At 41.1% G+C, this 25,315-nt stretch carries 28 protein-coding genes; 7 read left to right on the forward strand and 21 right to left on the reverse strand.

Annotated features, from left to right (window positions below; genetic code table 11):
- Positions 1 to 11: 11 nt before the first annotated feature.
- The 12 genes from gltA to K9H14_04650 all read right to left on the reverse strand — a co-directional run bounded on the left by gltA (position 12) and on the right by K9H14_04650 (position 10,979).
- Entirely contained in the window at positions 12 to 1,451 is a 1,440-nt protein-coding gene (gltA, locus tag K9H14_04595) for an NADPH-dependent glutamate synthase (protein MCG9479471.1), read from the reverse strand.
- A 32-nt stretch (positions 1,452 to 1,483) separates the two neighbouring features.
- Complete coding sequence (locus K9H14_04600; protein MCG9479472.1) at positions 1,484 to 2,332, reverse strand: sulfide/dihydroorotate dehydrogenase-like FAD/NAD-binding protein; 849 nt, start codon at positions 2,330 to 2,332, stop codon at positions 1,484 to 1,486.
- A gap of 24 nt (positions 2,333 to 2,356) precedes the next feature.
- Positions 2,357 to 3,136, reverse strand: a complete 780-nt coding sequence (locus tag K9H14_04605; GenBank protein ID MCG9479473.1) for an AAA family ATPase — start codon at positions 3,134 to 3,136, stop codon at positions 2,357 to 2,359.
- An 18-nt stretch (positions 3,137 to 3,154) separates the two neighbouring features.
- Complete coding sequence (locus K9H14_04610) at positions 3,155 to 4,063, reverse strand: TPM domain-containing protein (GenBank protein ID MCG9479474.1); 909 nt, start codon at positions 4,061 to 4,063, stop codon at positions 3,155 to 3,157.
- A gap of 12 nt (positions 4,064 to 4,075) precedes the next feature.
- Positions 4,076 to 4,666 (reverse strand): LemA family protein, encoded by a 591-nt coding sequence (locus tag K9H14_04615; GenBank protein MCG9479475.1) that lies wholly within the window; start codon positions 4,664 to 4,666, stop codon positions 4,076 to 4,078.
- Between the two features lie 18 nt (positions 4,667 to 4,684).
- Positions 4,685 to 5,251, reverse strand: coding sequence for a nucleotide exchange factor GrpE (locus K9H14_04620; protein MCG9479476.1), 567 nt, complete (start codon positions 5,249 to 5,251; stop codon positions 4,685 to 4,687).
- 18 nt (positions 5,252 to 5,269) lie between these two features.
- Positions 5,270 to 7,030: a hypothetical protein gene (locus tag K9H14_04625; GenBank protein MCG9479477.1), complete on the reverse strand. Its 1,761-nt coding sequence runs from the start codon at positions 7,028 to 7,030 to the stop codon at positions 5,270 to 5,272.
- A gap of 58 nt (positions 7,031 to 7,088) precedes the next feature.
- Positions 7,089 to 7,520 carry a hypothetical protein gene (locus K9H14_04630; protein MCG9479478.1) on the reverse strand — a complete coding sequence of 144 codons (432 nt, stop codon included), beginning with the start codon at positions 7,518 to 7,520 and terminating at the stop codon, positions 7,089 to 7,091.
- Positions 7,513 to 8,547, reverse strand: coding sequence for a histone deacetylase (locus tag K9H14_04635; GenBank protein ID MCG9479479.1), 1,035 nt, complete (start codon positions 8,545 to 8,547; stop codon positions 7,513 to 7,515). The genes K9H14_04630 and K9H14_04635 overlap by 8 nt, the downstream gene beginning before the upstream one ends.
- Position 8,548: 1 nt before the next feature.
- The gene (locus K9H14_04640; GenBank protein ID MCG9479480.1) at positions 8,549 to 9,610 is read right to left on the reverse strand and encodes a peptidoglycan-binding protein; all 1,062 of its coding nucleotides are present in this window, start codon (positions 9,608 to 9,610) and stop codon (positions 8,549 to 8,551) included.
- 89 nt (positions 9,611 to 9,699) lie between these two features.
- A complete protein-coding gene (locus K9H14_04645; protein ID MCG9479481.1) occupies positions 9,700 to 10,638 on the reverse strand; it encodes an FAD-dependent oxidoreductase in 939 nt (312 codons plus the stop codon).
- Positions 10,639 to 10,739: 101 nt separating this feature from the next.
- Complete coding sequence (locus tag K9H14_04650; protein MCG9479482.1) at positions 10,740 to 10,979, reverse strand: hypothetical protein; 240 nt, start codon at positions 10,977 to 10,979, stop codon at positions 10,740 to 10,742.
- A 166-nt stretch (positions 10,980 to 11,145) separates the two neighbouring features.
- Between K9H14_04650 and dhaL the strand changes: the two genes are divergently transcribed.
- Together dhaL and dhaK are read left to right on the forward strand one after the other, a co-directional pair.
- Positions 11,146 to 11,796, forward strand: a complete 651-nt coding sequence (gene dhaL, locus K9H14_04655; protein ID MCG9479483.1) for a dihydroxyacetone kinase subunit L — start codon at positions 11,146 to 11,148, stop codon at positions 11,794 to 11,796.
- A gap of 4 nt (positions 11,797 to 11,800) precedes the next feature.
- Positions 11,801 to 12,796, forward strand: coding sequence for a dihydroxyacetone kinase subunit DhaK (dhaK, locus tag K9H14_04660; protein MCG9479484.1), 996 nt, complete (start codon positions 11,801 to 11,803; stop codon positions 12,794 to 12,796).
- Between the two features lie 112 nt (positions 12,797 to 12,908).
- Here the strand turns inward: dhaK and K9H14_04665 are convergent, their stop codons facing one another.
- The 3 genes from K9H14_04665 to K9H14_04675 form a co-directional block, all read right to left on the reverse strand.
- Complete coding sequence (locus K9H14_04665; protein MCG9479485.1) at positions 12,909 to 14,189, reverse strand: iron-containing alcohol dehydrogenase; 1,281 nt, start codon at positions 14,187 to 14,189, stop codon at positions 12,909 to 12,911.
- A gap of 123 nt (positions 14,190 to 14,312) precedes the next feature.
- The gene (locus tag K9H14_04670; protein MCG9479486.1) at positions 14,313 to 15,356 is read right to left on the reverse strand and encodes a M56 family metallopeptidase; all 1,044 of its coding nucleotides are present in this window, start codon (positions 15,354 to 15,356) and stop codon (positions 14,313 to 14,315) included.
- A 23-nt stretch (positions 15,357 to 15,379) separates the two neighbouring features.
- The gene (locus K9H14_04675) at positions 15,380 to 15,817 is read right to left on the reverse strand and encodes a BlaI/MecI/CopY family transcriptional regulator (GenBank protein MCG9479487.1); all 438 of its coding nucleotides are present in this window, start codon (positions 15,815 to 15,817) and stop codon (positions 15,380 to 15,382) included.
- Positions 15,818 to 16,215: 398 nt separating this feature from the next.
- Between K9H14_04675 and K9H14_04680 the strand changes: the two genes are divergently transcribed.
- Positions 16,216 to 16,395 (forward strand): hypothetical protein, encoded by a 180-nt coding sequence (locus tag K9H14_04680; GenBank protein MCG9479488.1) that lies wholly within the window; start codon positions 16,216 to 16,218, stop codon positions 16,393 to 16,395.
- Positions 16,396 to 16,443: 48 nt separating this feature from the next.
- The gene (locus K9H14_04685) at positions 16,444 to 16,833 is read left to right on the forward strand and encodes a hypothetical protein (protein MCG9479489.1); all 390 of its coding nucleotides are present in this window, start codon (positions 16,444 to 16,446) and stop codon (positions 16,831 to 16,833) included.
- A gap of 496 nt (positions 16,834 to 17,329) precedes the next feature.
- Here the strand turns inward: K9H14_04685 and amaP are convergent, their stop codons facing one another.
- A complete protein-coding gene (gene amaP / locus K9H14_04690; protein MCG9479490.1) occupies positions 17,330 to 17,965 on the reverse strand; it encodes an alkaline shock response membrane anchor protein AmaP in 636 nt (211 codons plus the stop codon).
- A gap of 157 nt (positions 17,966 to 18,122) precedes the next feature.
- On the opposite strand from amaP, the gene K9H14_04695 reads away from it, so the two are divergent.
- Positions 18,123 to 19,454 carry a DUF2254 domain-containing protein gene (locus tag K9H14_04695; protein ID MCG9479491.1) on the forward strand — a complete coding sequence of 444 codons (1,332 nt, stop codon included), beginning with the start codon at positions 18,123 to 18,125 and terminating at the stop codon, positions 19,452 to 19,454.
- 131 nt (positions 19,455 to 19,585) lie between these two features.
- Here the strand turns inward: K9H14_04695 and K9H14_04700 are convergent, their stop codons facing one another.
- Positions 19,586 to 20,017 carry a transcriptional repressor gene (locus K9H14_04700; GenBank protein MCG9479492.1) on the reverse strand — a complete coding sequence of 144 codons (432 nt, stop codon included), beginning with the start codon at positions 20,015 to 20,017 and terminating at the stop codon, positions 19,586 to 19,588.
- A 109-nt stretch (positions 20,018 to 20,126) separates the two neighbouring features.
- Here K9H14_04700 and K9H14_04705 point away from each other — a divergent pair, with 109 nt between their 5' ends.
- A complete protein-coding gene (locus K9H14_04705) occupies positions 20,127 to 20,654 on the forward strand; it encodes a flavin reductase family protein (protein MCG9479493.1) in 528 nt (175 codons plus the stop codon).
- Between the two features lie 28 nt (positions 20,655 to 20,682).
- On the opposite strand, the gene K9H14_04710 is transcribed toward K9H14_04705, so the two are convergent.
- Both K9H14_04710 and hcp read right to left on the reverse strand, forming a co-directional pair.
- Positions 20,683 to 21,516, reverse strand: a complete 834-nt coding sequence (locus K9H14_04710; protein ID MCG9479494.1) for a hypothetical protein — start codon at positions 21,514 to 21,516, stop codon at positions 20,683 to 20,685.
- A 151-nt stretch (positions 21,517 to 21,667) separates the two neighbouring features.
- Complete coding sequence (gene hcp / locus K9H14_04715) at positions 21,668 to 23,233, reverse strand: hydroxylamine reductase (GenBank protein ID MCG9479495.1); 1,566 nt, start codon at positions 23,231 to 23,233, stop codon at positions 21,668 to 21,670.
- Between the two features lie 112 nt (positions 23,234 to 23,345).
- Between hcp and K9H14_04720 the strand changes: the two genes are divergently transcribed.
- Complete coding sequence (locus K9H14_04720) at positions 23,346 to 24,041, forward strand: Crp/Fnr family transcriptional regulator (protein MCG9479496.1); 696 nt, start codon at positions 23,346 to 23,348, stop codon at positions 24,039 to 24,041.
- Positions 24,042 to 24,088: 47 nt separating this feature from the next.
- Here K9H14_04720 and arsM read toward each other — a convergent pair whose 3' ends face one another.
- Together arsM and K9H14_04730 are read right to left on the reverse strand one after the other, a co-directional pair.
- Positions 24,089 to 24,889, reverse strand: coding sequence for an arsenite methyltransferase (arsM, locus tag K9H14_04725; GenBank protein ID MCG9479497.1), 801 nt, complete (start codon positions 24,887 to 24,889; stop codon positions 24,089 to 24,091).
- 189 nt (positions 24,890 to 25,078) lie between these two features.
- Entirely contained in the window at positions 25,079 to 25,297 is a 219-nt protein-coding gene (locus K9H14_04730) for a hypothetical protein (protein ID MCG9479498.1), read from the reverse strand.
- Positions 25,298 to 25,315 lie beyond the last annotated feature (18 nt).

The raw sequence follows: 25,315 nt of genomic DNA on the forward strand, positions 1-25,315 counted from the left end.
CTCCCCATTATTTACCATTTTCCGCTTTTTATATAGTTATCAATAGCATGGGCAGCTTTTTTGCCAGCGCCCATAGCCAGAATAACCGTAGCAGCTCCGGTTACAATATCGCCACCTGCAAATACCCCTTTCATATTAGTCTTGCCTGTCTCCAGGTCAGCCTCTATATTTCCCCACTTGTTAAGCTTCAGTTTGGGGGTATCAGCCAACAGCAAAGGATTGGGACCCTGACCGATAGCCATTACCACCACATCAACGTCCAGGTCATACTCGGAGCCTTCAATGGGGATGGGTCTCCTCCTGCCGGACTGGTCCGGCTCCCCCAGGTCCATCTTAATTACTCTAAGCTTATCTACCCAGCCGTCTTTTCCCTTGATTTTCACCGGATTAGTAAGCAGCACAAACTCTATACCTTCTTCTTTAGCATGTTCAGCCTCTTCTTTTCGTGCCGGCATTTCCTGCTCGCTTCTTCTATATACCAGATACACATGTTCGGCGCCAAGCCTCTTGGCGGTCCTGGCAGAATCCATTGCCACATTTCCACCGCCAACCACCGCTACCTTTGGAGCTTTCTTTATAGGGGTGTCAGAACCGGGAAATTCATAAGCTTTCATCAAATTAGACCGGGTAAGGTACTCATTGGCAGAATATACTCCATTCAGGTTCTCCCCTTCAATATCCATAAAATAAGGAAGGCCTGCCCCGGTGGCTATAAACACAGACTCATAACCCATATCAAAAAGTTCCTGTACAGACAAGACTTTCCCTATAACCATATCCAGCTTTATCTCCACTCCCATAGTCTTCAAGCTGTCTATTTCTTTTTGCAATACCTTTTTGGGTAATCTGAATTCAGGAATTCCATATACCAGTACTCCTCCTGCCTTGTGAAGTGCCTCAAATATGGTTACCTGATACCCCATCTTTGCCAGTTCACTGGCACAGGCCAATCCTGCAGGCCCGCTGCCAATAACAGCAGTTTTATGTTCTGAGTTCTTTTCTGCTTCCTCTTTCTCTACCAGCATGCCCGTATCTGCTAATTCCTTTTTTATGGCCATATCTCCCAAAAATCTTTCCAGCCTTCCGATGGCTACCGGCTCATCTTTTATTCCCAGAATGCACTCTTTTTCACATTGGTCTTCCTGGGGACAAACCCTGCCGCATATAGCCGGAAGGGAATTCTTTTCCCTGATTTTATCTATGGCCTGATCAAATTTCTTCTGGTCTATAAGATCTATAAAACTCTTTATGTCTATCTCCACCGGGCAGCCATCAATACATTTAGGTTTCCTGCACTGCAGACATCTATCAGCTTCTTTTAAGGCATCCTCCATGCTGTAACCCAGGGCTACTTCATTAAAATTTTTAATCCTCTGCCGGGGGTCCTGCTGAGGCATTTCTGTTCTGGGAACTTTCTTCTTCTTAACTTTTTTGTTCACTTTATCTATCATAACTCCGGATTCATCCTTTCCTAGAATAAAAATTAGCCATGAGATTTGCAGCCACATTCATGCTGGTAATCCTTATGTGCCTTTTGTTCTTCTGTACAATACATTTTTTGTCTGGCAAACAATAATTTGAAATTTACTTGATGACCGTCAAACTCGGGACCATCCACACATACAAATTTAGTCTCATCGCCTACTTCCACCCTGCAGGCTCCGCACATCCCGGTGCCATCCACCATTATAGAGTTCAGGGAAACTATAGTTTTTATGCCATAAGGCCTGGTTACTTCGCTGACTGCAGCCATCATGGGTGCAGGACCAATTGCTACCACCCTATCCACCGAAAGGCTTTCTTCCTTTAAGAATTTGTCTAAAAATTCCGAAACAAAACCGCCAAAACCTTTACTGCCGTCATCAGTGCAAATAAAAAGGCGGTTACTGACTTCCTCCATCTTTTTTTCAAGTATAAGCCCCTGGCTGTTTCTGGCTCCTATAATGGATACAACATAATTTCCGGCCTGTTTAAGAGCCCTGGCAATGGGCATAACCGGGGCTATTCCTACTCCGCCCCCCACACAGACCACATTACCAAAATTTTCTATTTCACTGGGTTTGCCCAGGGGTCCCACCACATCTGTTAGGCTGTCTCCGGGTTCCAGCCTGGAAAGCTTGCTGGTAGTTTTTCCGGCAATCATTGACACCAGCGATATGAGCCCACGGTCTGGATCAAAATCAGCTATAGTCAGCGGTATGCGCTCCCCTTCTTCACAAACCCTTATAACTACAAACTGCCCCGCTGCTGCCTTTCTGGCCACCAATGGTGCTTCTACTTCGAACCTGTCTATATCTGAAGTTAGCTTTTTTTTACCAATTATTTTATACAAGTTGTATCACCATGCCTTTCAGTTTTATTTCTCAATATACTCATCAATCTTTTCGGCTATCTGGCTTACAGCTTCTGCAAATTTTTTATCTGCCTGGCAGGGTGAAAAATTACCTAAATCAGACTTTCTAACCTGTTCACTATAAGGCAAGCTTCCAATAAGGCTAAAATCCTTTAGCTTCTCTGCCACAGATTGATACTCATTAATAGATTTTATTTTATTGGCCACAATAAATAAAGACCTTATATGCAAATCCTGGGACATTTTTCTAACCGAATAAGCTGTCTGTATGCTTCTCAGCCCTGGTTCTACCACTACTAACAGCATATCCATGCCCTCACAGGTGCCTCTTCCCAGGTGTTCTATGCCTGCTTCCATATCCATTATTACTACTTCATCAGTGTCTACTATCAGATGCTTGAACAATCTTTTCAGTAACACATTTTCAGGACAGTAACACCCGCTTCCGCCCGGTTTTATGGTACCGGCAACCAAAAGTTTTATCCCTCCAACATCCACACCAAACCTTGAGGTTAAATCATCTACCTTGGGATTAAGTTTAAAATAAGCTCCATACCCTCCTGGCTTGGCCCCGGTTCTTTCCTCTACCAGATCTTTCATCTGGCTTACAGGTATTATGTTTAGAGCATCTTCCATCTTCATGCCCAGAGCTGTAGCCAGATTGGAGTCGGGATCAGCATCCACTACAATTACTTTCTGGCCCCTGGATTCATAAAACCTGGCCAGACAGGCAGTTAGAGTTGTCTTGCCTACTCCGCCTTTTCCGGATATAGCTATTTTCATTTTTTATCACCTATCCTTTTACCATTTTCCACTGGCACCGCCTCCTCCCGAAGATCCGCCGCCAAACCCGCCAAAACCTCCGGAACCGCCTGAAGAACCACCGCTTCCCCCCATCCAGGTGGAAGAGGACCGGCTCTTTTTAGGAATTTTTACCAGCTTTTCATCTTTAAAATCACAAACCTTACACCAGCGCTCCACTTTTTTCTGACCTTCCTGGGTGAAAGTGGCATCCTTCAATACAGTCTGTTTTGTCTTTAACCTGAAAAAACCCCTGCACTGGGGACACCTTTTCCTTATAAGGTTAACTAAAAAAATAATAATGGCAAATATAAAAAAAACTGGTAAACAGCAAATCAGCCAATAAGAAGGAAAAGACCCGCTGTTTTCGCGGGACTGAAGCGGTAAATCAGTTTCCACTCCTGCTTCCTGATATATGTATGAAGCTACCGCTTCCGCTCCTTCATAGACTCCTCTGCTGTAATCTCCCTGTTTGAATCTGGGAACTATTATGTTATCTATTATCCTCTTGGATTCAACATCAGTTATGGCTCCCTCCAGGCCATAACCAATCTCCAAGCGCAATTCCCTTTCTTCTATTGCCACCAGCAGCAGCACGCCATTATCTTTATCTTTCTTGCCTATACCCCATTGCTCAAAAAGCTCTATGGCATAATCCTCTATCACCCAGCCCTGAAGGTTTTCCACGGTTACCACTGCAATCTCAGCCGTAGTTTCAGACTCTGTTTTACTTAACAGGCTTTCCAGGCGGGAAACAACTTCCGGATCCAATACCCCGGCAAAATCATTCACATAACCGGTATATCCAGGGATGTCAATATCCTGGGCTAAAATCAAACCAGGGGTAGTCAAAACCATAGACACCACTATCAAAAGGGTTAAATAAAATAGTCTTTTTCTTTTTTTCATAACCCTGGACCGCTAATCCAATTCAATATTTACCTCAGGGGCCTGTTCTGCACCTTCCTGAGCTTCAAAGAAATCCTTGGGCATAAAACCAAACCAGCCGGCAATCATGTTTCGGGGAAACATCTTTATATTGGTATTATAATCCTTTACCGCTTCATTAAATCTTCTGCGCTCCTGGGCTATACGATTTTCACTTCCCTCAAGCTCTACTATTAGCTCGCTTACCGTTTCACTGGCCCTAAGTTCCGGAGTATCCTCTACAACCACCTTTAAATCTCTTATCAGGGAATTAATGGATTCATTTGCATTTTCAAGCTGGTCCGGGGACTGGGCCTGGTTAATGCTTTTTCTGGCTTCGGCAATTTCTTCAAAAATATCTTTTTCCAGCTGCATGTAAGCCTCCACGCTGGCCACTACATTGGGAATAAGGTCCAGTCTTCTCTGGTAAACATTTTGTACCTGGGCCCATGCATTTTCAACTTCTATCTCCTTAGCCGCCATATCATTTCTGGCATCTACCACATACCCGAAAAAAATAAGGCCAATTATTATAATGACCCCAATAAAGCCGAATAAACAACCAAATACTAATTTCTTGCTCAATCCCCACCTTCCTCAATATTATTTACAAACTTTGACCACTGCCGGTCTTATCAGATAATCCTTGAGCATATAACCTTTTCTTAATACATCCAGGATTACCCCCTCTTCTACTCCTTCCACTGACTCGGTGACCGCTGCTTCACATTTCTGGGGGTCAAACTCCTCACCTTCAGGACTTATCACTTCCAGCCCCTCTCTGGCCAGAACTTCCATCAAATTATTGTATATCATCAGTACACCATCATAGAACTGGTCATTTTTATGCTTGCCGTCCTTTCCTGCTTCCAGTGCTCTTTCAAAATTATCTATCACCGGAAGAAGTTTCTCTATCAAATCCTTATTGGCCCTTTTTATATGATCCATATGTTCTTTCAGGGTCCTCTTGCGGTAATTATCGTAATCAGCCTGAAGCCTTTTAATCCTGTCTATGTACTCGTCTTCAAGCTTCTTGTATTCATCCAGTTCTTTCTGAAGCAGCTCTATTTCTTCTACCAGCTCCTCGGTTTCCATGCCTGCTTCAGCACTTTTCCGGCCCGCCAGTTCATCTTTCTTTAATTTTTCTTTTTTCTTCTTTTCATCTGTCATAAGCCAAATACCTCCTGTTTAATTTCTTCCACTGCTAAACACAAATATGTCCCTGGTGGAAACCTCTTCATCAGTATAAAAATATCCATCACAATCAACAGGCGCAAAATGGAAATGCACTATTATCCGGTCACCGTTACCGGCAGAAATATTCTGAACCTTTACCGCCAGCTTCACTGATTTGCCTGGAGCCAGGTTTTCAATAACCGTTCCTATTTTCTCCGGCTCCACCAATGTCTGGGTGGACTCCTGGCTTCCCTCTATTATTTCTCCCGTATTTACATTTTCAGTGTAGGTGGTGGTGGTCATCACCCTCTTTCCTTCGCCTTGCTGTGTTTTTTTAGTAGTAACATCCCTGGCCTCTATTACTTCTTCTTCTCCTTCTTCATCTTCTACAGTATACTCATAAACTTCTCCAATTTCAGTAACCCCGTCTAGGGCCCAGTAATCGGCTATATAAGTTTGTTCAATACCTTCATTGCTGTAATAGTACTGCCCACTGTCCGGATCCCATATATGGGCCTCCCACAGGGGCCACATATTCTTATCCGGTTCAGGCTCCGGATCCAGTTTAATCCAGAGCATTATGGGCTGCAGGTCAACGGTTACATTGCCGTTATTGGTTATTTTATAATACTTATAATACCATTCCCTCCTGCCTATAATATTATCCTCAAAGGGGGAAATAAGTTCAATACTAATACTGTAAACCGGCGGCGGCAGTGCCAGAACATTGCTGGATATGGCATTCCCCGCCCGGTCCAGGGTCCAGAGAGTATAGTAGTAGGAGCTGCCTTTTTCTATATCCTGGTCGGTATAACTGCTTACTCCAATATCGCCAAAGGTAGCAATAACATCATGGTCGGGGTATTCCGGGTTAAGGCAGGGATCTTCTACCCTGACCAGCTTATAAGTATGGAAGTTATCATCATAGGAAGCACCCCAGGATAAATGATTTCCAAAACCGTCACTGTAGCCTGAAAGATTTGAAGGGTAAGGGCTGCTGCTGTCTTCGATAACCAGTATATGGGTAGATACCGGCTGGCTGGTAATACCATCCTGGGTAGTGCCCCATATAGATATATCATTTTCCCCCTTAATCAGGGCAACCTCGGTAAAACTGAAACTACCTTCAGAATCTGTAGTGGTCTGCCCTACAATCTTATCGTTTACCTGTACAAATATTTCTGAACCAGGGAGGTAATAGCCCTTAATATAGGTACTTGGATCTCCCTGTTTTAAGAAGTATATCTCTTCCATTTGCTTCAGGCTCTGGTTGTCCTGGTATAAAGCATACTCAATTTTTTCAGGAACCTTTACCAGCAGGCTGAACCTGGTAGGACTGCTCTTTTGTCCCGAATCGGATAAAGCAATTACTTCAATACTGTTCCGGCCTTCAACAATCTCCAAACCTTCCTTGCTTTCAAAGAATCCGTCCTGGTCGGCCCTTATGGAGCCTGCCTTAAGCACTCCGTTAACATATACTTCAATCCGGTTACCGGCATCGGCGTAACCCTCAATAAAGATAACCTGGCGGTCCGTGCCGGAATAGATAACCTCTTCTGCTCCATGGGAAGTTATAACCGGGGGGCTTACCACCCTGTTTAACAATTCCATTAACTGCTCGCCCATTTGATTGTCCCTGGCCTGGCCTTCAATCTGCTGCACACCGGTAATTTCACCGGTGCCCGGGTAGGAACAGCCCCAGCATAAAACCGATACTAAAATAATGGCGGCTATTGCTGCTGCTGATCTTCTATTTCTATTTTTCAGGTCCATAATGGTTAAGTATTTTTTGCATTAAAATATTATATTTTCCTGTAAATATCATTATATATTATATGAATGTTTTTTCAAAAACTATTTTCCACCTATTATTTTCCTCCTGGAGATAGATATATTTCTTGTAATCTTTGCTATCACCATTCATATAGATCACCGAAAATTCGGCTACCACCTTGCTCATATTTGACTCATAACCCAGATAGACAGTGCCTGATACCTCGATCTGCTCCACATCTGAAAGTATGGATTTAAATTCTTCTATATACTTGTCCCTGCTTATATTATTCTTGTCTTTATTAAGCAACAGGTAATCATAAATATAGCCGGGATCTCTTTCTTCCATGGCCTGCAAAAAATCCAGTACTGCTTTCTCGGGGCCGGTTTTAAAAAAATACCCTATATCTACTCTATCGTCATAATTCCTGCAGCCAAAACCAAGAATTAGCAGCAAGGCCATGACCGTTAATACCATCTTTTTAATCATCACTGATCCCGAATTTATTCTTGATTTTACTCACAATTCTTTTGCACCCTTGACCGGCATCATGACTGGCTGTTTCCCTCTCCCCTGCCTCTTCCCGGCAGCCCTTTATAGTTTGTTTAACACATCCACCCAGCACATCTGTATTATAGCCTCCCTCCAGGAATATACCCAGCTTCCCCCCGCAATATCTATAGCTCAAGTCCCTGATTACCCTCATTATCCTGTAGTATGACTCCTGCTCCAGGTTCAGGGACGACAGGGGGTCCAGCCGGTGAGAATCATAGCCTGCGCTTACCAGAATAAGGTCCGGCTTAAACCGGGACATAAGGGGAACTACAACCTCATATAAGGAAAAAATATAGCAATCCTGCCCGGTTCCTGCACTCAGGGGAAAATTAAGGTTATAACCCTCCCCCTGGCCTGCTCCTGTTTCTTCCAAACTGCCAGTGCCCGGATAATGGGGATACTGGTGAAAAGAAATATAGAACAGATTTTTGTTCTGGTAAAAAATATCCTGGGTAGCATTCCCATGATGGGCATCAAAATCAATAATCGCAATTTTTTCCAGACCAAAGCGTTTGAAGGCATGGGCAGCAGCAACAGCTATATTGTTAAAAATACAGAACCCGCTTCCCCGGGAGCTGAAAGCATGATGGCCGGGAGGGCGGACCAGGGCAAAAAACATGGACTGCCCTGGTTTTTTCCCACATATCAAATCAATACCCTTAACTGATGACCCTGCTGCCAGCAGGGCACATCGGTATGTGAACTGGGATACAACCGTATCCGCATCCAGATAAACCGGTTTCCCTTTTTTTGAGTATTCTTTTATCTGATTGATATAACTACTCTTATGTATTAAAGACAGGGTCTCTGTCTGTACCGGTTCAGGCCTTATAATGCTTAACTCAGAAATCTTGTCCCACCGGCCCAACTCCTCCATAATTCTGGACAGTCTTTCTGCCTTCTCGGGATGCATGGCCCCGGCATTATGTTTTAACAAATAATCATCATAAATTATATACATGCTAACTTTTGATAAAATTTATGATCCCCTGTGATAAATTAGTGCTTAGCTGCCTCTGATAGGAGGACTGTTTAAGCTTTTTTCTTTGTTCCCGGTTGGAGATAAAACCAGGTTCCACCAGAGCAGAAGTCATCTCTGTTTCTTTCAGTATGCTGTAGCTTGAACCATGCACCCTGCAGTCCCGCAATCCCAAATTTTGAACAATCATATCCTGTATACTGTTTGCTATCTTGCTTCCATTAACCGAATAAGAGCGCAGTCCCTTAAAATAATAACTGCTGCATCCATTGGCTGAATGTTCCCTGGAATAACTCAAATTGATGCTAACCAGTATGTCGGACCCTGTTTTATTGGCATAGTGGATACGGTCAGTTAAAAAGAGGCTCTGGTTGTCATCATTTACAGTTATAATTGAGCGTATTCCCTTTTCTTCCAGAAACTGCTTACAGTAATTGGCAATACTTTTGCAAATATATATTTTCTCTTTAAAATATTGTTCACTTTCCTGTTCATTTATATCATGTCCATAATCTATTGCTACTGCCACCATCCCCTGCCGTTTTCTTAACTCCAGCCTGCTGTTAAAAGGAAAGTTGGAAGTTTTTTTGGGTTCTATTATTCTCTTGAGCTTAAGCAAATGTTTTATGGTACCGTCGCCTACAATGCCATCTGCTGCTAAATTCATATTTTTCTGAAACTCTATTACTGCATCATGGGTATTTGGGCAGAATATGCCATTTTCCTTAAAATGGTAAAAACCAAGGCTTTTCAGCCAGTACTGCAGGGTCCTTACATCATCACCCCTAAAGGGTGGGTGTTTTAAATACAGGAGCCGGTCTCCTATCTTGTAGCCAGCATCTACCAGTTCCTGCCAGGTTTGTCCATCCACTGCGCCAGTTGAATCCAGCGCCCTTTTCTGCTGGAATTTTTTTACTGCATTTTCAGTATCCAGACCAAAAAATCCGTCAATTTGAGCATCACCCAGGTCATAACCTAATTTTTTCAGGCGCATCTGTAGGTCTACTATTTTTTCTCCGCTGTGATTTTTTTTTAGTATATCCACTATGGGTCATACCCCCCTGTATGAAAGACTGTTAAGCTGTCAGCACAGCTAAATTTATTTAAGTAAACACCTGACTTAATACCGGATGTCTACAGCAGGCCACGCATATGTTTATCCATAACTGTGGCCGCAATAGCACCGTCGGATACCGCAGTTATTACCTGCCGCAGCGGTGTATTTCTAACATCTCCGGCCGCATATATTCCCGGACGGGAAGTCCTCATATACTGATCGGTTACTATAAAGCCGTCCTGGTCTAATTCCACCAGATCTTTTACCAGTTTGGAATTAGGGACATACCCCACATATTCAAAAAGTCCATCAACGTCCAGCCGGGAAACCTTTTTATCTTCTAAATTCTTAATAAATATATGGTCCAGTTTTGATTCACCTACAAATTTATCTACAACTGTATTCCATAAGAATTTTATTCTTTTATTTTCAAAAGCCCGGTCCTGAAGTATTTGAACCGCCCTAAGCTCATCCCGTCGATGTATTATGTATACCGTACTGGCAAATTTGGCCAGAAAAAGGGCTTCTTCCACCGCTGTATCTCCTCCGCCTACTACTGCCACTACTTTATCCCTGTAAAGGGCACCATCACAGGTAGCGCAAAAAGAAATTCCGCTGCCTATAAGCTCTTTCTCTCCTTTCAGGTTTAACCTTTTGGGGCTGGCCCCGGTGGCCATGATGATGGAAGATACCTTATAGGTGTGGTCACTGTCATAAACCTTGCATTTAAACTGATTTTTTCCCTTTACCGGTTCTATAGAGGCTATGGAGCTGTACTCCTTTACCTCTATATCCAGCTCTTTGCAGTGACCTACAAATCCCTGTATAAGCTCAAATCCCGATTCTTTCTTGGAGCCCAGGTAATTTTCGATGAATTCAGTATTTACTATCTGGCCCCCAGGCATATGCTTTTCGGTTATTTCAAAATCAATATCTGCCCGCCGGGCATACAAAGCTGCACCCAGCCCTGCAGGACCTGCTCCAATTATCAATAATTCTTTTTTAATTTCTGCCATATAAAATCAACTCCATGTAGAACTTTTTATACCATTATAATTACAATGGAAATTAAAATAAATGGATAAATATTAAAGGAATAATAGTTTATAGCGGTAAGCTATTTATAGCGTCTGGCCGCATCTTTTATTCTTGCTTCCAGCTCTTCTTCGGATTTAATGCCGTTTATATCAATATCAAGATCCATAAGCAACCTTATGGCACTTCTCACAATCTCGGTATTAGCAATTTTATGGCCTCCGCTTTTTTTACATTCAATACCCATATTTTCAAGGAATGAAACCATTGCTGAAGGCATAGTTATAGGGACTCTGAAATAATCCTGCTTCTTTTCTACCATTTTTACCTCTTGCTATGATATTATTGTATTTTTATGTATATGAGTATATCTATTAACATTCAAATTGTCAAACTGCAGCCTGCGTCCGGGCCTAAATTATATTTTTTTCCAGGTATCATATCTGTTATAATAATTACCATTATATAAAAGCAAAACAAGGAGCAAAATGGCTACACAGAAAGAAACTCTTATAGGGATTATACAGGCCATAAGCAATAAACTGATTGATGCTGAAAAGATGCTCACCGAGCTTGATTCCAGTGTGGGTGATGCCGATTGCGGTATAGGAGTAAAAAGGGGTTTTACTGCAGTTAAAGATTCTCTGGGCCAGCTTAACTCCATGGAATTGGGGGATATTCTTAAAAAGGTAGGTTTTACCCTTGCTTATACCATAGGAGGCACCTCCGGGGCAATGCTGGGCACCGGGTTTCTGGAAGCAGGCAAGAGCATTGCAGATAAAACTGAAATAGGCAGCCAGGATTTAGCTGATGCCCTGGAGGCCGCAAATATAGTTATCAAAAGAAGGGGCGGCAAAACCCAGGTTGGGGATAAAACCCTTATAGATGCTCTTGAGCCCGCGGTAGAAAGCATAAAGTCTTCCGCAGCCAGGAAAGACGCAGGCATGGTGCAAATAATTGAGCAGGCATACCAGGCAGCCAAACAGGGTTCTGACAGCACCATAGATTTAATTGCAAAAAAGGGCCGGGCATCATATCTGGGAGAGCGGAGCAAGGGACACCGTGACCCGGGGTCAGTGGTTATTTATTTAATATTTGAGGCTGCTCTGGAATATTTAAAATCAACAGGACAGGGATAGGTTTATGAAAAAGATTATTAACAAGCCGGAAGATGTAGTAAGTGAAATGCTGCAGGGCTTGGCAGACAGCAGGCCGGACACCATTGGCTTAATTCCAGAAAAAAGAATTGTTTACAGAAAAGATCCCTATCTTAACAAAGTAGGTATTATTTCCGGTTCAGGAAGTGGGCATGAGCCCGACCAGGCCTTTTATGTGGGCCGGGGAATGCTTGATGCCGCCTGTGCCGGGCCGGTGTTTGCAGCCCCTACCCTGGATGCTATTGTAGATGCATCAAGAATGGTAGACAGGGGCCGAGGTGTATTGTTTTTAGTCAAAAACTATACCGGGGATAGGGCCAATTTTGAGATGGCCAGTGAAATGCTGGAATTTGAAGGAGGCCCCTCCACAGAAACAATTATTATCAACGACGATGTAGCAGTAAAGGACAGTACTTTTACCGCTGGGCGGCGGGGCGTCGCCGGAGCAATACTGGTTTATAAAATTGTGGGCGCAAAATCTGATGAAGGCTCAAATCTGGATGATTTAAAGAACCTGGCCATGGAGGTAAATAGTAATTTAAGGACCATGGGATTTGCCCTGAAACCATGCACCACCCCTGAAAAGGGCTCCCCTACTTTTGATCTGGAAGAAGACGAAATAGAAATTGGCGTTGGCCTGCACGGAGAGCCGGGAAGAAAGAGGACCTCTTACCAGAGGGCCAATATTATAATTAAGACTTTAACTGATGCGGTACTGCAGGATCTACCTTTTACCGCTGGCGATGAAGTAGCCCTTATGATTAATGGGCTGGGGGGAACCCCCATTGGAGAATTGTATATAGCAGCAAATATAACTCATAAGCTGCTGAGGGAAAGTGCTATCCGGGTACACCGTACTTATGTAAACAACTATTGTACTTCACTGGATATGGAGGGATGTTCGGTAACCCTGTTAAAGCTGAATCAGGAATATAAAAGGCTACTTGATCTACCGGCAGATATACCCATAGGTTACTTTTAATCAAGCTTGTCCCTTCAGTTGATGTTTACATGCCGGGACCATGAGAAACCGGGGATTAGTTTAATTTGTGCTGTAGTTAAAAGATACAAACCTGATAATGAATTTAAGCAATCTATTTGCGGTCCAGGTTTTTTATCAATCCCAGATTACCGCTTTCTGCCGCTTTTAATATTAGTCCCATATATTCATCTACAGTCTCTAAATTCAAAGCAACAGGCATGCTTTTTAGCTTCATGGATAGCTGCGGGTTTTTTGCATTTTCCAGTACTTTAGGCAGTATGCGGCTATCATAGCCATCCAGCTGGGCTAGAGTAGTGGGAAAGCCAATAGCCCGGTAAAAGGAAAGCATGGACCTGCCTGCTGCTTCTCCCAGGCTGCGAAAATCATTTGCAGGTTGATGATCCATATACCGCTCAAACACAGGAATCAGTTTCCTTAATTTATCTTCTATGGCAGGAGAGAAAAAAACAGTATAGTAGGGATTCAGTATGGCACAGGCCCGTCCATGGCTGGTCAGCTCTACCATGGAAAAGCTGTTAAGATGCGGCCCGCTGGTTCCACCCAGCATTAAGGCATATCCCCCCAGATCGGTAGCTAATCCTATAGCATGGCGGTATTTTATATTATCCAAATCCTTAAGAAGCAGCGGCAGATAATCAACTATTAAGGATATACAGTTAAGACACACCTGCTCGGTGAGACCACTGTCCCCGGATCCGTAATATACTTCGAGGCAATGAGAAAACCCATCCAGGGCCCCATCGAGAGTAAGATTACGGTCCATGGTGGTGGTAACTGAATAATCAAAAACTGCCCTGTCTGGAACCAATGCCATATCGGTAATGATTTTTTTCTGCCCTTTCCGGGGATAATTTATTACTGAATTCTTACTCAAATGTGAGCCTGAACCGGCTATAGTCTGGACCGCGACCATTGGATACAATTTCTTTTGCGTTTTCTTCAAGGCTTCAGATACCTTGCCTATTCCCAAAAAAGACTCCAGGTTTTCTTCACCTAAGCTGGCCGCAGCATTGGCAGCTTTAATACAGTCTATGGCAGACCCTCCCCCTACTGCCAGCAGCAGGTCCGGTCTAGCCTGGCTTATAGCCTCGGCTGTAGCCATAACTGAGCTCACCGGATTATTCACAGGGGGTGTATCAATAGTAACCGGGCTATTTATATGACTCTTATCCAGAATGTCATTTATTTCTTTTCTTATATTACCAGCCCATTTTCTTTTAGATATCATCAACAAAGGATTCTGTCCGAATTCCAGGCAATAATTGCCTGTAGCCTGACTGCAGTCCTGTCCAAAGCAATAATTATCTTTTCTATAATCCTTAAGGATCCGGGCAGATTCCTCTAATCTCTGGTCCATATTTTTTCCTGACATGATTTAAAATTATATCAACCGGCAATCATCTGGGTCCTTTTAACAAATGCTCCATAACCATTAAAACACAATACAATTCATTTATAAAATTTAACCAAACAACCTGGCCCATGCCTGGGATACTTATCTCAGGATTACGGTATAATTTCCTGTATTTATAACTATCATAAACTGTAATAACAGTATCAATACCCAGATTATAGCCATTATGACTTTTACCGCCACACTGGCCTGAAGCTGATTTAAATCCGTTTTTATTAAAGAATCTATACGGTGCCTCAGCTTACTTAAATTTAAAGCTGACTGGGGAGAAAAAGGACATAAATGATTAGAAACCCTTTTATTTTGAGAGGATATTAATTCCTTCATCTTCCTTATAGAGGTTAGTATATCCATGGCTAATGTTTTACCTTCTTTGCCCGAATGTTTTAACACCAGCTGGTCGCTTCCCTTCTCCTGCTCCATTTTTATCATACCATAGGATAAATGGGCAAATGGGCTGAAAAACATCATATCTCTCAGTATTAATGCTGCCCACCTTATAAGGCTGTCATGTCTTTTTATATGTGATAGCTCATGGGCAATCACCACCTCGGTCTCAGCAGGGTTGAGGCATTCTATTAATTGTGGTGCTATTACCAGTGAAGGTTTTTTTATTCCAATGACAAATGGACTGTAATAGGGTTTGTGGGTAAGGCTGACTTCAGGCTGTTTTATGCCAAGTTTATCCCGGTATGTATCTATAATGGAAAAGATAGAAGGAAGATCCTTGCTTCCAACCTTTTCATCGCTGGCAAGCCTTTTATAAAAGACGTAAAGGTAAACCCACCGGTATACAATTATTAAACCTATGGTTACTACAGCTAAAAACAGCAGATAATAGTTCGTACTGGAAAATACCAGCCTGCTGAAATTAAAGTTATCAAAAATATTATGGGGATCTGGAATCCTTAATCCTCCCCATATAACCGCTGTACCAGATACGGAATTACCCATATAAACATTTTCAGTTAAAATAAAATAAGGCCGCAGCAAGGGAAGAAAAAGATAAAATATCCTTATATTGGGATCCCTTATCCTGAAAATAGTTAAAACTGCCAATCCTACTGCCAGTCCTGTGAAACTGGCATAAATTGCAGGTACTGCATATCTTGTAATTATGTCCAAAATGAACATTCTGGCCCAATTGGTTAGTACTTATCTATTTCCTTTATCAGTTTGTCTATGCCCTGTTTTGAAATATTTTGATTGTCACTTATGAAATTAGAAACAAACTGTTTAGCATTATCTTCAAGAAGATTATCAGCAACTGATTTTATTAAGCTTTTGGAAAGATCTTTTTTATCTACATTAGCGGAATAAATATAAGTTTTTTCGCTTTTGTCCTGCTTTAGCAGACCCTTATACGCCAATGCAGTCATGGTTGACATTACTGTAGTATAGGGCGTAAATTCATCTTTATTTTCTTCTATTTCTTTTTTTAGCATAGTCTCATGAACTTTTCTTACTGTAACCTTTTCCTGTTCCCATACTATTTTCATAATCTCTATTTCCAATGCGCTAATGCTGTTTAATTTATCTATCCCAATCTTCTTATGCTTTCTTTTGGTCTCTTTTCTCTTGGCCATATTTTCTCCTTTATTAGTTTATTTATATATTCTAAGTTTAAAAATCAGACCAATAATAATAGCAATCTATTATTATTGCAAGTTTTCAATTATTAGGTATTTTAAAAAATCTAATCTAAAAATCTTAATCTCTCTTTTATTATTGTTTATCAAAATTATGGTATACGTTAATTATATAACTTAAGTAATAGTAAAAAATTATTCTTATCCCTGCTGCTGTTCCCTGGATAGATTTATATTATTTTACCATCCATAATCAATTAAAAAACCCACAACTTAATCAAATTTTAGCAGATTTTTTTATTTGCCTTTCAGTAACATTTAATCCAGCCATAATTCTATTAATTGCTTATTATAATAGGTTATAATATTTATATGTACACAAACTCCAGGTTAAGGTGAAGGCTGAACATGGCATAAAAAATTACTCAGGATTAGCTATCAAAGCAATGGGAGCCGGTATATTATCAATTTTTTCATTAGTCAGCGGAGTTCCTTTTGGAATTATCGCTATTGTTTGCGGATCAATAGACTGCGGCAAAACCACCAGCAGTTTTTATATTCTATGGTTAAGTTAAACCAAAACCGAAAATCTCTTATTCCGTCTATATCAAGAGGTGGTAGAAATGAATAAAAAATTAACCCTTATACTTATCATAATAACCGCAATGTTTTTAGCATTAGTTTTGGGTATGGTTTTTGATCAGGGAATCCTGATATTCTGGGTAGGCGGGATACTGGCCGCAATGGGAATAGTATTGATAATTATGGCTATAAGAAAAACAGGATCAAAAGCGCTTAAAGCATTTCTGTTTATAACCGGAGGATCTGCTGCAGGTATTGTTGTATTTGCCCTGCTCCATAACCTTATATATGCCCTGCTGGTAGCGTCAGGGGTAAACATTCAGGATGAGGCCGGGTTTTTTATACTGGCCACCATAGTGTGCCCCCTGGCACTAATAGCCGGCCTGGCCGGCAGCTTTATCCATCTACACCGTCAGGGTATAACTACTTGACCTATATGCAGCCAATGGCTGGCCGTATACCTGATTCTGCCCCTGTAAATTAGAGTTAATCACACTAATGATAATGTTATAAACAGGGTAAGGAGGTTCAGGTGATAATCAAATCCTACCTGTTTAGGGAAATAAAAATTAGCAACCGGACCTACAAGAGCGATAAATTGTATACCCTGAAAAAATTAATCCCCACTGGTACAGGGAAAGCGGGCATGAAATAAAAAAAATGGCCTGCAGGAAATATTTGATTTCAACCCTGAACTGCTGATCATCGGTACCGGGACCAGCGGCTTGCTCCAAGTAGATCAAAAATTCATACAGAAACTCAAGCAAAACAATATATGGTACATCATAGAGCCTACACCTTTGGCTTATAGAGCAATACAACCGTGCCGCCAGTACTAATAGAACTGTGGGTGTATTCCGCCTAACCTGTTAATTATTGCCTTTATCTGGCCAGGGTAAACAAATCATGAAAATTACTTTGCCTTTATCACTGTTCCTGGTCCCCCTGATCCTGCTGATCTTCCTCTGATTCCTGTGGTTGCTGCGGGGGTTCTTCGGTAACCGGAGTAATTTTTTCCTCTGCAACCTGTTCCTGTTTTTTACCTACAAAACTGGTAGCCATATAGTTAGTCTTAAGCACCTTAAAACCCAAATCCTGTGATGCAAAGTTACTGGCTATACTCCTTATCTGCTGGGTTTTATCAGTTACATTAATTCCTTTTACAAGGGCGGAAGATATATTAATGATAATCCCATCATTCTTGGGAACTACATCCACTTTGGGATCCACTATGCCGTCAACACCCTGTAACTCTTCCCTGACCTGATTAGCAACACTCTTTACAGTTATCATGATTTTACCGGACTGGTCGCTGGTTACACTGGCTGCCTTTATTTTTCTTCGATAGAACTCCAGCACCAGTAATGCCAGGCTGACCAGCAATATAACAAACAGAATAAGTGCCAGTATAAACTGGTTGGTAGTATTGAAGTAATTTACCACCCTGTCTGCCACATCACCTATATTGTAAAGGTCGACAAATATATTTACTATGGATACTATGCATATCACCGCCACCAGCAACAGCAGGATAACCATAATTATTTTATTAAAAATATTCATATCCTCTTCCCCCTCATTTTTCTAATAAAATCTATAATAATTTTATCCTATATTGGTGATAATTACATTTATTAAAAAATTATCTTTTCGATTTAAAAAAAATTTTAAATTATAATACAATTAAGCATAAGCTAACCCGTTTATTAAGGAAGAAAACTTGCTTAGGAAACTGATACTAAGGTATAAGGAAAGCATCTGGTTTATACCCAGCCTCTGCATTCTTGGTTCCATAGTCCTGGCCTTTATAACTACGGTGGTTGATAACACCTTCCAGCCCCAGCTTAGACAGTTTTTACCTGCATTTGCCTTTACCAGCGTTAACCTGGGAAGAGATATACTTACTGTAATTGCCACTTCCCTGCTAACCATGACCACTATTACCTTTTCAACCATTATGGTAGTTTTATCCATATATTCATCCCAATTTTCACCCCGTACCCTGCAAAATTTCATATCTGACCGGCTCACCCAGATAGTTCTGGGGGTTTTTATTGCAGGTTTTACCTATGCAGTAGTCTCTTTGTTGTTTATGCATGAACGGGAACCGGAAACCCTGGTTTTCTCTGCTTTTTTTGCCATTATTCTTGCCCTGATAAGCATTGGTTATTTTATAAGGTTTATCCAGTACATAACCTCTTCCATACAGGTAAATAATTTGATGGAAAAACTCAGCCAGGAAGTGCTGCAGATACTCAAAAGAAAAAAAAGAACCATACAGGATATGAAGAAGAATGGAAAAGTATTATCCAATGTAAAGCCGGGAATTATAAATCTGCATAAAAGAAACCATATAGAAATAAAAGCCAGGCTTTACGGCCATATACAATATATTGATATTGAAGGCCTTATGAGGTTTGCCAGGGAACATAATGTATTGGTGGAAACCACAGTTAAAATAGGAGATTATGTTGGTAAATCCACTATTGTTCTCTTGATTTGGAACCATGATATGGAAAAAGAACTTAAATGCAATGTCTCCAAATACTTCTCTCTGGGAAATTATAAAAGCACCAGCCAGGATTTGGATTTTGGTATCCAGAAGATAGAGGAAATAGCTCTAAGGGCAATTTCCCCGGGGATAAACGACCCTAATACAGCTATGCTTGGGGTGCGAAATATGGCGGTAGTAATGTCAGAGATAAATCATTACTGCGCAGGCAAAAAATATTTTTATGACCAAAAACAAAACCTAAGGCTTATACTGGATGAAAGAAATTATGAGGAGATACTTTATGCCAGCTTTTACAAGATACTGAATTTTTCCAGAAACCAGATTTCGTTATTCTCCACCATACTGGAAGCCATAAGCATAATAGCTGAAAACAGGGACCGGAGATCCAGAGATACACTGTATGAATTCTGCAAATATACCATTAACGGGTTCAATCACCAGATATTACAAAAAAAGGATAGGTATTTTTTGAATATAAAGCTGGAAAAAATTGCCAAACATCTAAAAGTAGAACCCAAAAAACTATTGCTAAGCTGATATAAAATGAAACGGCGCATATATGCCGGCCCATTAGAAACACCAGTATTCCCACAACTATCAAGGTATTTTTAGAAAGTATGGAAACCTTTTCTTTTCTTATTTAGTAATTATTGTTGGTGCAGAAAAACTTACTGATGAGAGCTGCAGTCGCTGCATATCCCCTCAAAAACAACCCTTACATTTTTTACCTCAAACTTTTCCTCTACCCCTTCAGGAATATTGAAATCAAAAGGGCAATCGCATATATCTATAATCCGGTTACATTTAGAGCAAAAAAAATGATAGTGTTCTTGGGTATTACCTTCATACCTTCTGGTGGAGCATAAGCCATCAACAATTTCAGCAACGCCAATATCATGAAAAAAAGAAAGAGTCCTATATACAGTATCAAAAGATATATTGGGGAAAATTTCTTTCACCCTTTTATACAAGGCTTCCACATTAGGATGATCGGTGGAATTAATCAACTCTTTATATATAACCGTTCTCTGGGGAGTAATTTTGAAATTATTTTCCCTGCATTTCTCATTAAATTTTTCTAACAGTTTTTCATTATTCATTATGCTGGTTATTATATAATAAAATATCTTATTTGCAAATTAATTCAGGTTTTGCTTTTATGCACAAATAATTTAAAATATTTTAATTAACAAATATCGGAAGGAGCATATGAAAAAGGATATTGGAGTCCATGAAAGATTATACCCTAATCCTGTGGTTCTGGTTTCATCTTCCTATGAAAACCAGGACAATATCATAACTCTTGCCTGGACAGGCACTGTGTGCAGCAACCCCCCTTTAATATCAATATCTATCCGGCCCTCCAGGCATTCCCATGGTTTAATTAAAAACTCTGGTGAGTTTGTCATAAATATACCCAACCAACACCAGGCAGACCTATGTAACTATTGCGGTACTGTTTCCGGCAAGGATACTGACAAGTTCAAACAGCTTGATTTAACTAAAGCCAGCCTGGATAAAGTTAAAGCCAGGATGATTGAAGATTGTCCTATTAATATAGGTTGCAGGGTACGGGACATAATTTCTTTGGGTACCCATGACCTTTTTATTGCAGAAGTGCTCCAGGTCTTGGTGGATCAGGACTGGGTTTATACAGATGGGGATCTGGATTATGATAAACTCTCTACCCTTAGCTGGTGTATGGGAAAATATTACAGGAATGTAGCTTTAAGATAATTAGGGCGGTTTTAAAGAATACCCTGGTTTACACAAACTTTATGCTGTCTAGGTGAAGTTTTACATAATTAAAACTTTTCTGGCCGGATTTCCATTCCGCCTTTATATCTGTGGGTATCCTCATACCATTAAACTGGCGGTAATTGCTGTAAGTGCCTATCCATTCCTGCCTGTCCCACCGCCCATCTCTTTCCCGGTATCTGTCCTCGGTACAAGCCCGGGTGATCTGGCCCTGTTTGTTTATATCAAATTCTATTCCGGCTATATGTGAACCATCTGCAATTGATGCCTTTACCCTGTCCCTGCCCATAGCTTCCCAGTTGATATTATCAGAGAAAATGAGGGCGGTGGGACAGAATGTTAGCTCTGATACATACCTTGTAAGAGAAGATATATCCATCTCTTTTCCCCGGGCATGAGTTACTGTAAATATGGATAACCACCTTATGAGCATATTCCCTTTGCCCCTATAGTACATATCTCTGGCACTCAACCACCCGCCCAGGGCAGTACTAACTCTGGCTATCCAGATAAATGCAGGATCTCTGCCATCAAAATACTGCACTGCGGATACCGGCAGCCAGCTGGAACTTTCCCTGGTTTTAATAAAACCTGATTGACGGACCAAAGCTATACTGGGAACCTGTTGACCCGGAGTCAGGCAATAATCAAAATACCTCTGAAGCGGCGGGGGTAGATTTTCGATTACCCGGGGCGAGTAGATTTTTTGTGGTCTGTCTTTTGCGTCCTCAAGTATCTGTTTCAGCTCTTTTTTTATACCTGAACTGGTAGCCCATATCCTAAATGCCGCTGCCAATAAAAGCATTTCTAAAACTACCAGTATTGTAATAAGAATTTCCATAATATTCCCTTAAATTTGCCGGTTAAATCGTTACCTTGATAATACTAATAAAAATAGAGCAGGGCAATATGCTTAAAGGTCTGTAAATTATGAAAAAATTTAAAAGCCAGGCAGGATAGAGGTACCCCGCCTGGCAATGGCATAATCAAGATTAACCAAGGATGGCTTCCAGGTCTTCCCGGGGGGTACTTACAGGTTTTAAATTGAATTTATCCACCAGGACACTTAAAACATTATCCGATATAAAAGCGGGTAAGGTTGGTCCCAGATAGATATCTTTAATACCCAGGGCCAGAAGGGTTAACAGTATGCAAACCGCTTTTTGTTCATACCATGAAAGCACCAGAGTTAATGGTAACTCATTCACACTACAGTCAAAAGCTTCAGCTAGAGCAGTAGCTACTTTTATGGCTGAATAAGCATCATTGCATTGTCCCATATCCATTATCCGGGGAAAATCTCCGATCTTTCCCAAATCCAAATCATTGAATCTATATTTTCCACAGGCCAGGGTTAGTATTAATGAATCCTGGGGGGTTTGCTTTACAAACTCGGTATAATAATTTCGTCCCGGTTTAGCTCCGTCACACCCGCCAACCAGAAAGAAATGACTGATAGCCCCGGATTTCACTGCTTCTACTACCTGGTCTGCTGCACTTAAAACCGTATTCCGTGCAAACCCGGTCATAAGCTTGGATCCGCCGTTTATTCCAGTAAACTGCTTATCCTCCTTATATCCCCCCAACTCAATAGCTTTGTCGATAACCGGAGAAAAATCCTTCTTGCCTTCAGGAGAGTCGGGGATGTGTTTTATCTGGGGATAGCCAACCACGCAGGTAGTAAATACCCGGTCCGCATAGCTCTTTCTCGGAGGCATGAGACAGTTAGTGGTAAACAATATGGGTGCCGGTATATTATCGAACTCTTTCTGCTGATTCTGCCAGGCGGTTCCAAAATTACCCTTGAGGTGGCTATAATGCTTTAATTCAGGATAACCATGAGCCGGCAGCATCTCCCCATGGGTGTATATATTAATGCCTTTGCCCTCGGTCTGCTCCAGCAGCTGTTTTAAATCCAGAAGGTCATGGCCGGTTATAACTATAAACGGGCCTTTTTCTACATGAGTGGTCACTTCTACCGGAACCGGATCTCCATAAGCAGAGGTATTAGCCTCATCTAACAGTTCCATACACCTTAAATTTATCTGGCCAAAATCCATTAATAAGTCCAGCCACTGCTCAACGGTATGTTCTTCACCCAATGTCTTCATGCCTTTATAGAGCCATTGGGTAACTTCCTCATCATATTTCCCTAAAACATATGCATGCCAGGCATAGGCACCCATACCTCTTAATCCCAATAAAAGAGTTGACCTCAATGACACTATATCCGGATCTCCAGACCATAACTTTTGGATTGGGAAAGCCTTACTACCACCCAGTTTTTCAGCTTGCTCATTAACCCGGCCGGTTAACTGTTTTATTCTCTCCGGATCAAAATTTACATTGGTTACAGTAGCAAACAGACCCTGAAACATAAGTTCATCCGCTGCCCGGGGAGCGTCTTTTCCTTCAGCAGCCCTGGCCAAACCTATCAGGGCACAGGTCAGTTCATCCTGCCCGTTAGCCGTTTCCGGCTTTTTACCGCATACCCCGGTTTTCACACAGCCCTTACCGCCTGCGGTTTGTTCACATTGAAAACAGAACATCTTATCCATGTATTCCTCCATTTTTTATTTACAGTCCTTTTATTAGTCTAATAATTATAATATAATTCTGACCCAATAGCTGTATCTCTGGATACATAATTAAATAAATATATAGATTATAATGTTAGAAAGATACCATGATACAATTTCAGAATCAGTTCTTTTTGCCGGCTTGGACCAGCAAGCTATTTTGGCCATGCTCAAATGCTTAAATCCCAGAGTGCGCAGTTATAAAAGAAATGATTATATCTTCATATCCGGGGATTCTTTTACCAGCGTTGGCATTATCCTTGAAGGCCTGGCAGGAGTATTAAGTGAAAAGCCCAATGGGGATAGGGTAGTTATAAACACCCTGAAAAAAAGTGAAGTTTTTGGAGAGATGGTAGCCTTCTCCCCTTTAAACCAGTGGCCCAATACTGTCCAGGCCTTAAAATCCTGCAAAATATTACTTATTCCCAAGATACGGATAATAGGAGAATGCCCCAAACTCTGCCCCTGGCACAGATCCCTAGTTGAAAACTTTTTAAAACTACTCAGCCAGAAAGCATTAATGCTGAACAGGAAAGTAGAATATCTTTCCATAAAAGGAATAAGGGCAAAAGTAAGCACTTATCTATATGAACAATACAGGCACCACCAGTTCGAAAGCATTGTTTTGAATTTAAACCGCAATGAACTGGCTGATTTTTTAAGTGTATCCAGACCCTCCATGTCCCGTGAAATCTGTAAAATGAGGGATGAAGGAATTATTGACTTTCATCTAAACCGGTTTAAGATAAAAGATTCCCAAGCCCTAAAATCAATGGCAGAATTATAGAAACTGCCAGTGGCGCCATTGCTATCAACACTGACAGCAAGTTATCTCTAATTACCGGAGGGCTTAAAAGCAATAATTTTTATACTTACCGCTGCTTTTTCAAGGTCTTTACTAATATCAGGATGATTTAATTTAGACAAGCCCGAAAATATAAGGGGGTAGTAATCCTCACTTAAAACTTCAATTTTTTCAAATCCTGCCTGCTCAATAAGCTCAAGATACCGGTCTTTTCTTATAGCCCCGGACAAACATGAAGTATAGGCAGATCTGTTTTCCATGACTACCTGGGGCAAGTCTTTTAATAGCACAATATCGGAAACTACCACCCTTCCTCCTGGCTTTAATGCTTTAAAAGCCTGTTCAAATACTTCCTTTTTCCGGGTGGAAAGGTTAATAACACAATTAGATATTATTAAATCAACACTCCCTTCCGGCACAGGAAGGTCTTCGATTTCTCCCAGTATAAACTCTACATTATTGTAATTTTCCTTCTCTGCAAAAGCCTTGGCTTTCTCTATCATTTCCGGAGTCATATCCACACCGATTACCTTACCCTGGGACCCAACTCTGGATGCCGCTATAAAACAGTCTATACCTGCTCCGGAGCCCAGATCCAGTACAGTCTCTCCCGGCTTTATGGAAGCAAGGGCCCCGGGATTGCCGCAACCCAGGCCGAGGTCTGCCCCCTGGGGTATCCGTTCTAAATCCTGCCGGCTATACCCTATATCCATGCTTATATCTTTTGTACTTTCCTGACCACAACAGCCTGATTTGCAACATCCGCTGCCTGTTTGTGCTGCCCGGGCATAATCTTCTTTTATAGCCTTTTTTATATAATCTTTATCCATATTAAACCTTCCTTAATCAATACTATATTCATACATTTAAATATATAATACTATTTTAATCAAGCCCTATTTTCAGCTTTTTATCAAAGAATACAGGGCAACCTCAATTTTGGGCTGCCCTGTTAGATATAAACCAGGCTTTTATCCAATAACCTGATTTTTAGTCTCTTAATTTTTTACTGATTTACTCTATTTCTTAAACCTGCCTAAAATATCTTTGCCCTTTCCTTTCAGGTCTTCAACCTTGGCTTTGGCTTCCTCAATTTTAGCTTCCAGATCTTCTATCTTATCTTTTACTTTGGTATCGCCGGCCAGTTTCTTTGCTTTTTCCTTCAATTCTTTTAGTTCATTTTCCCATTCTGCAATCTGTTTTTTTAGCTTGTCTGTAGACATTTTTCCTAAATCCATAATATTTGTCTCTTTCCG

This window comes from Actinomycetes bacterium (genome assembly GCA_022396035.1).
In the GTDB taxonomy this organism is placed as follows: Bacteria; Actinomycetota; Humimicrobiia; order Humimicrobiales; family Humimicrobiaceae; genus Halolacustris.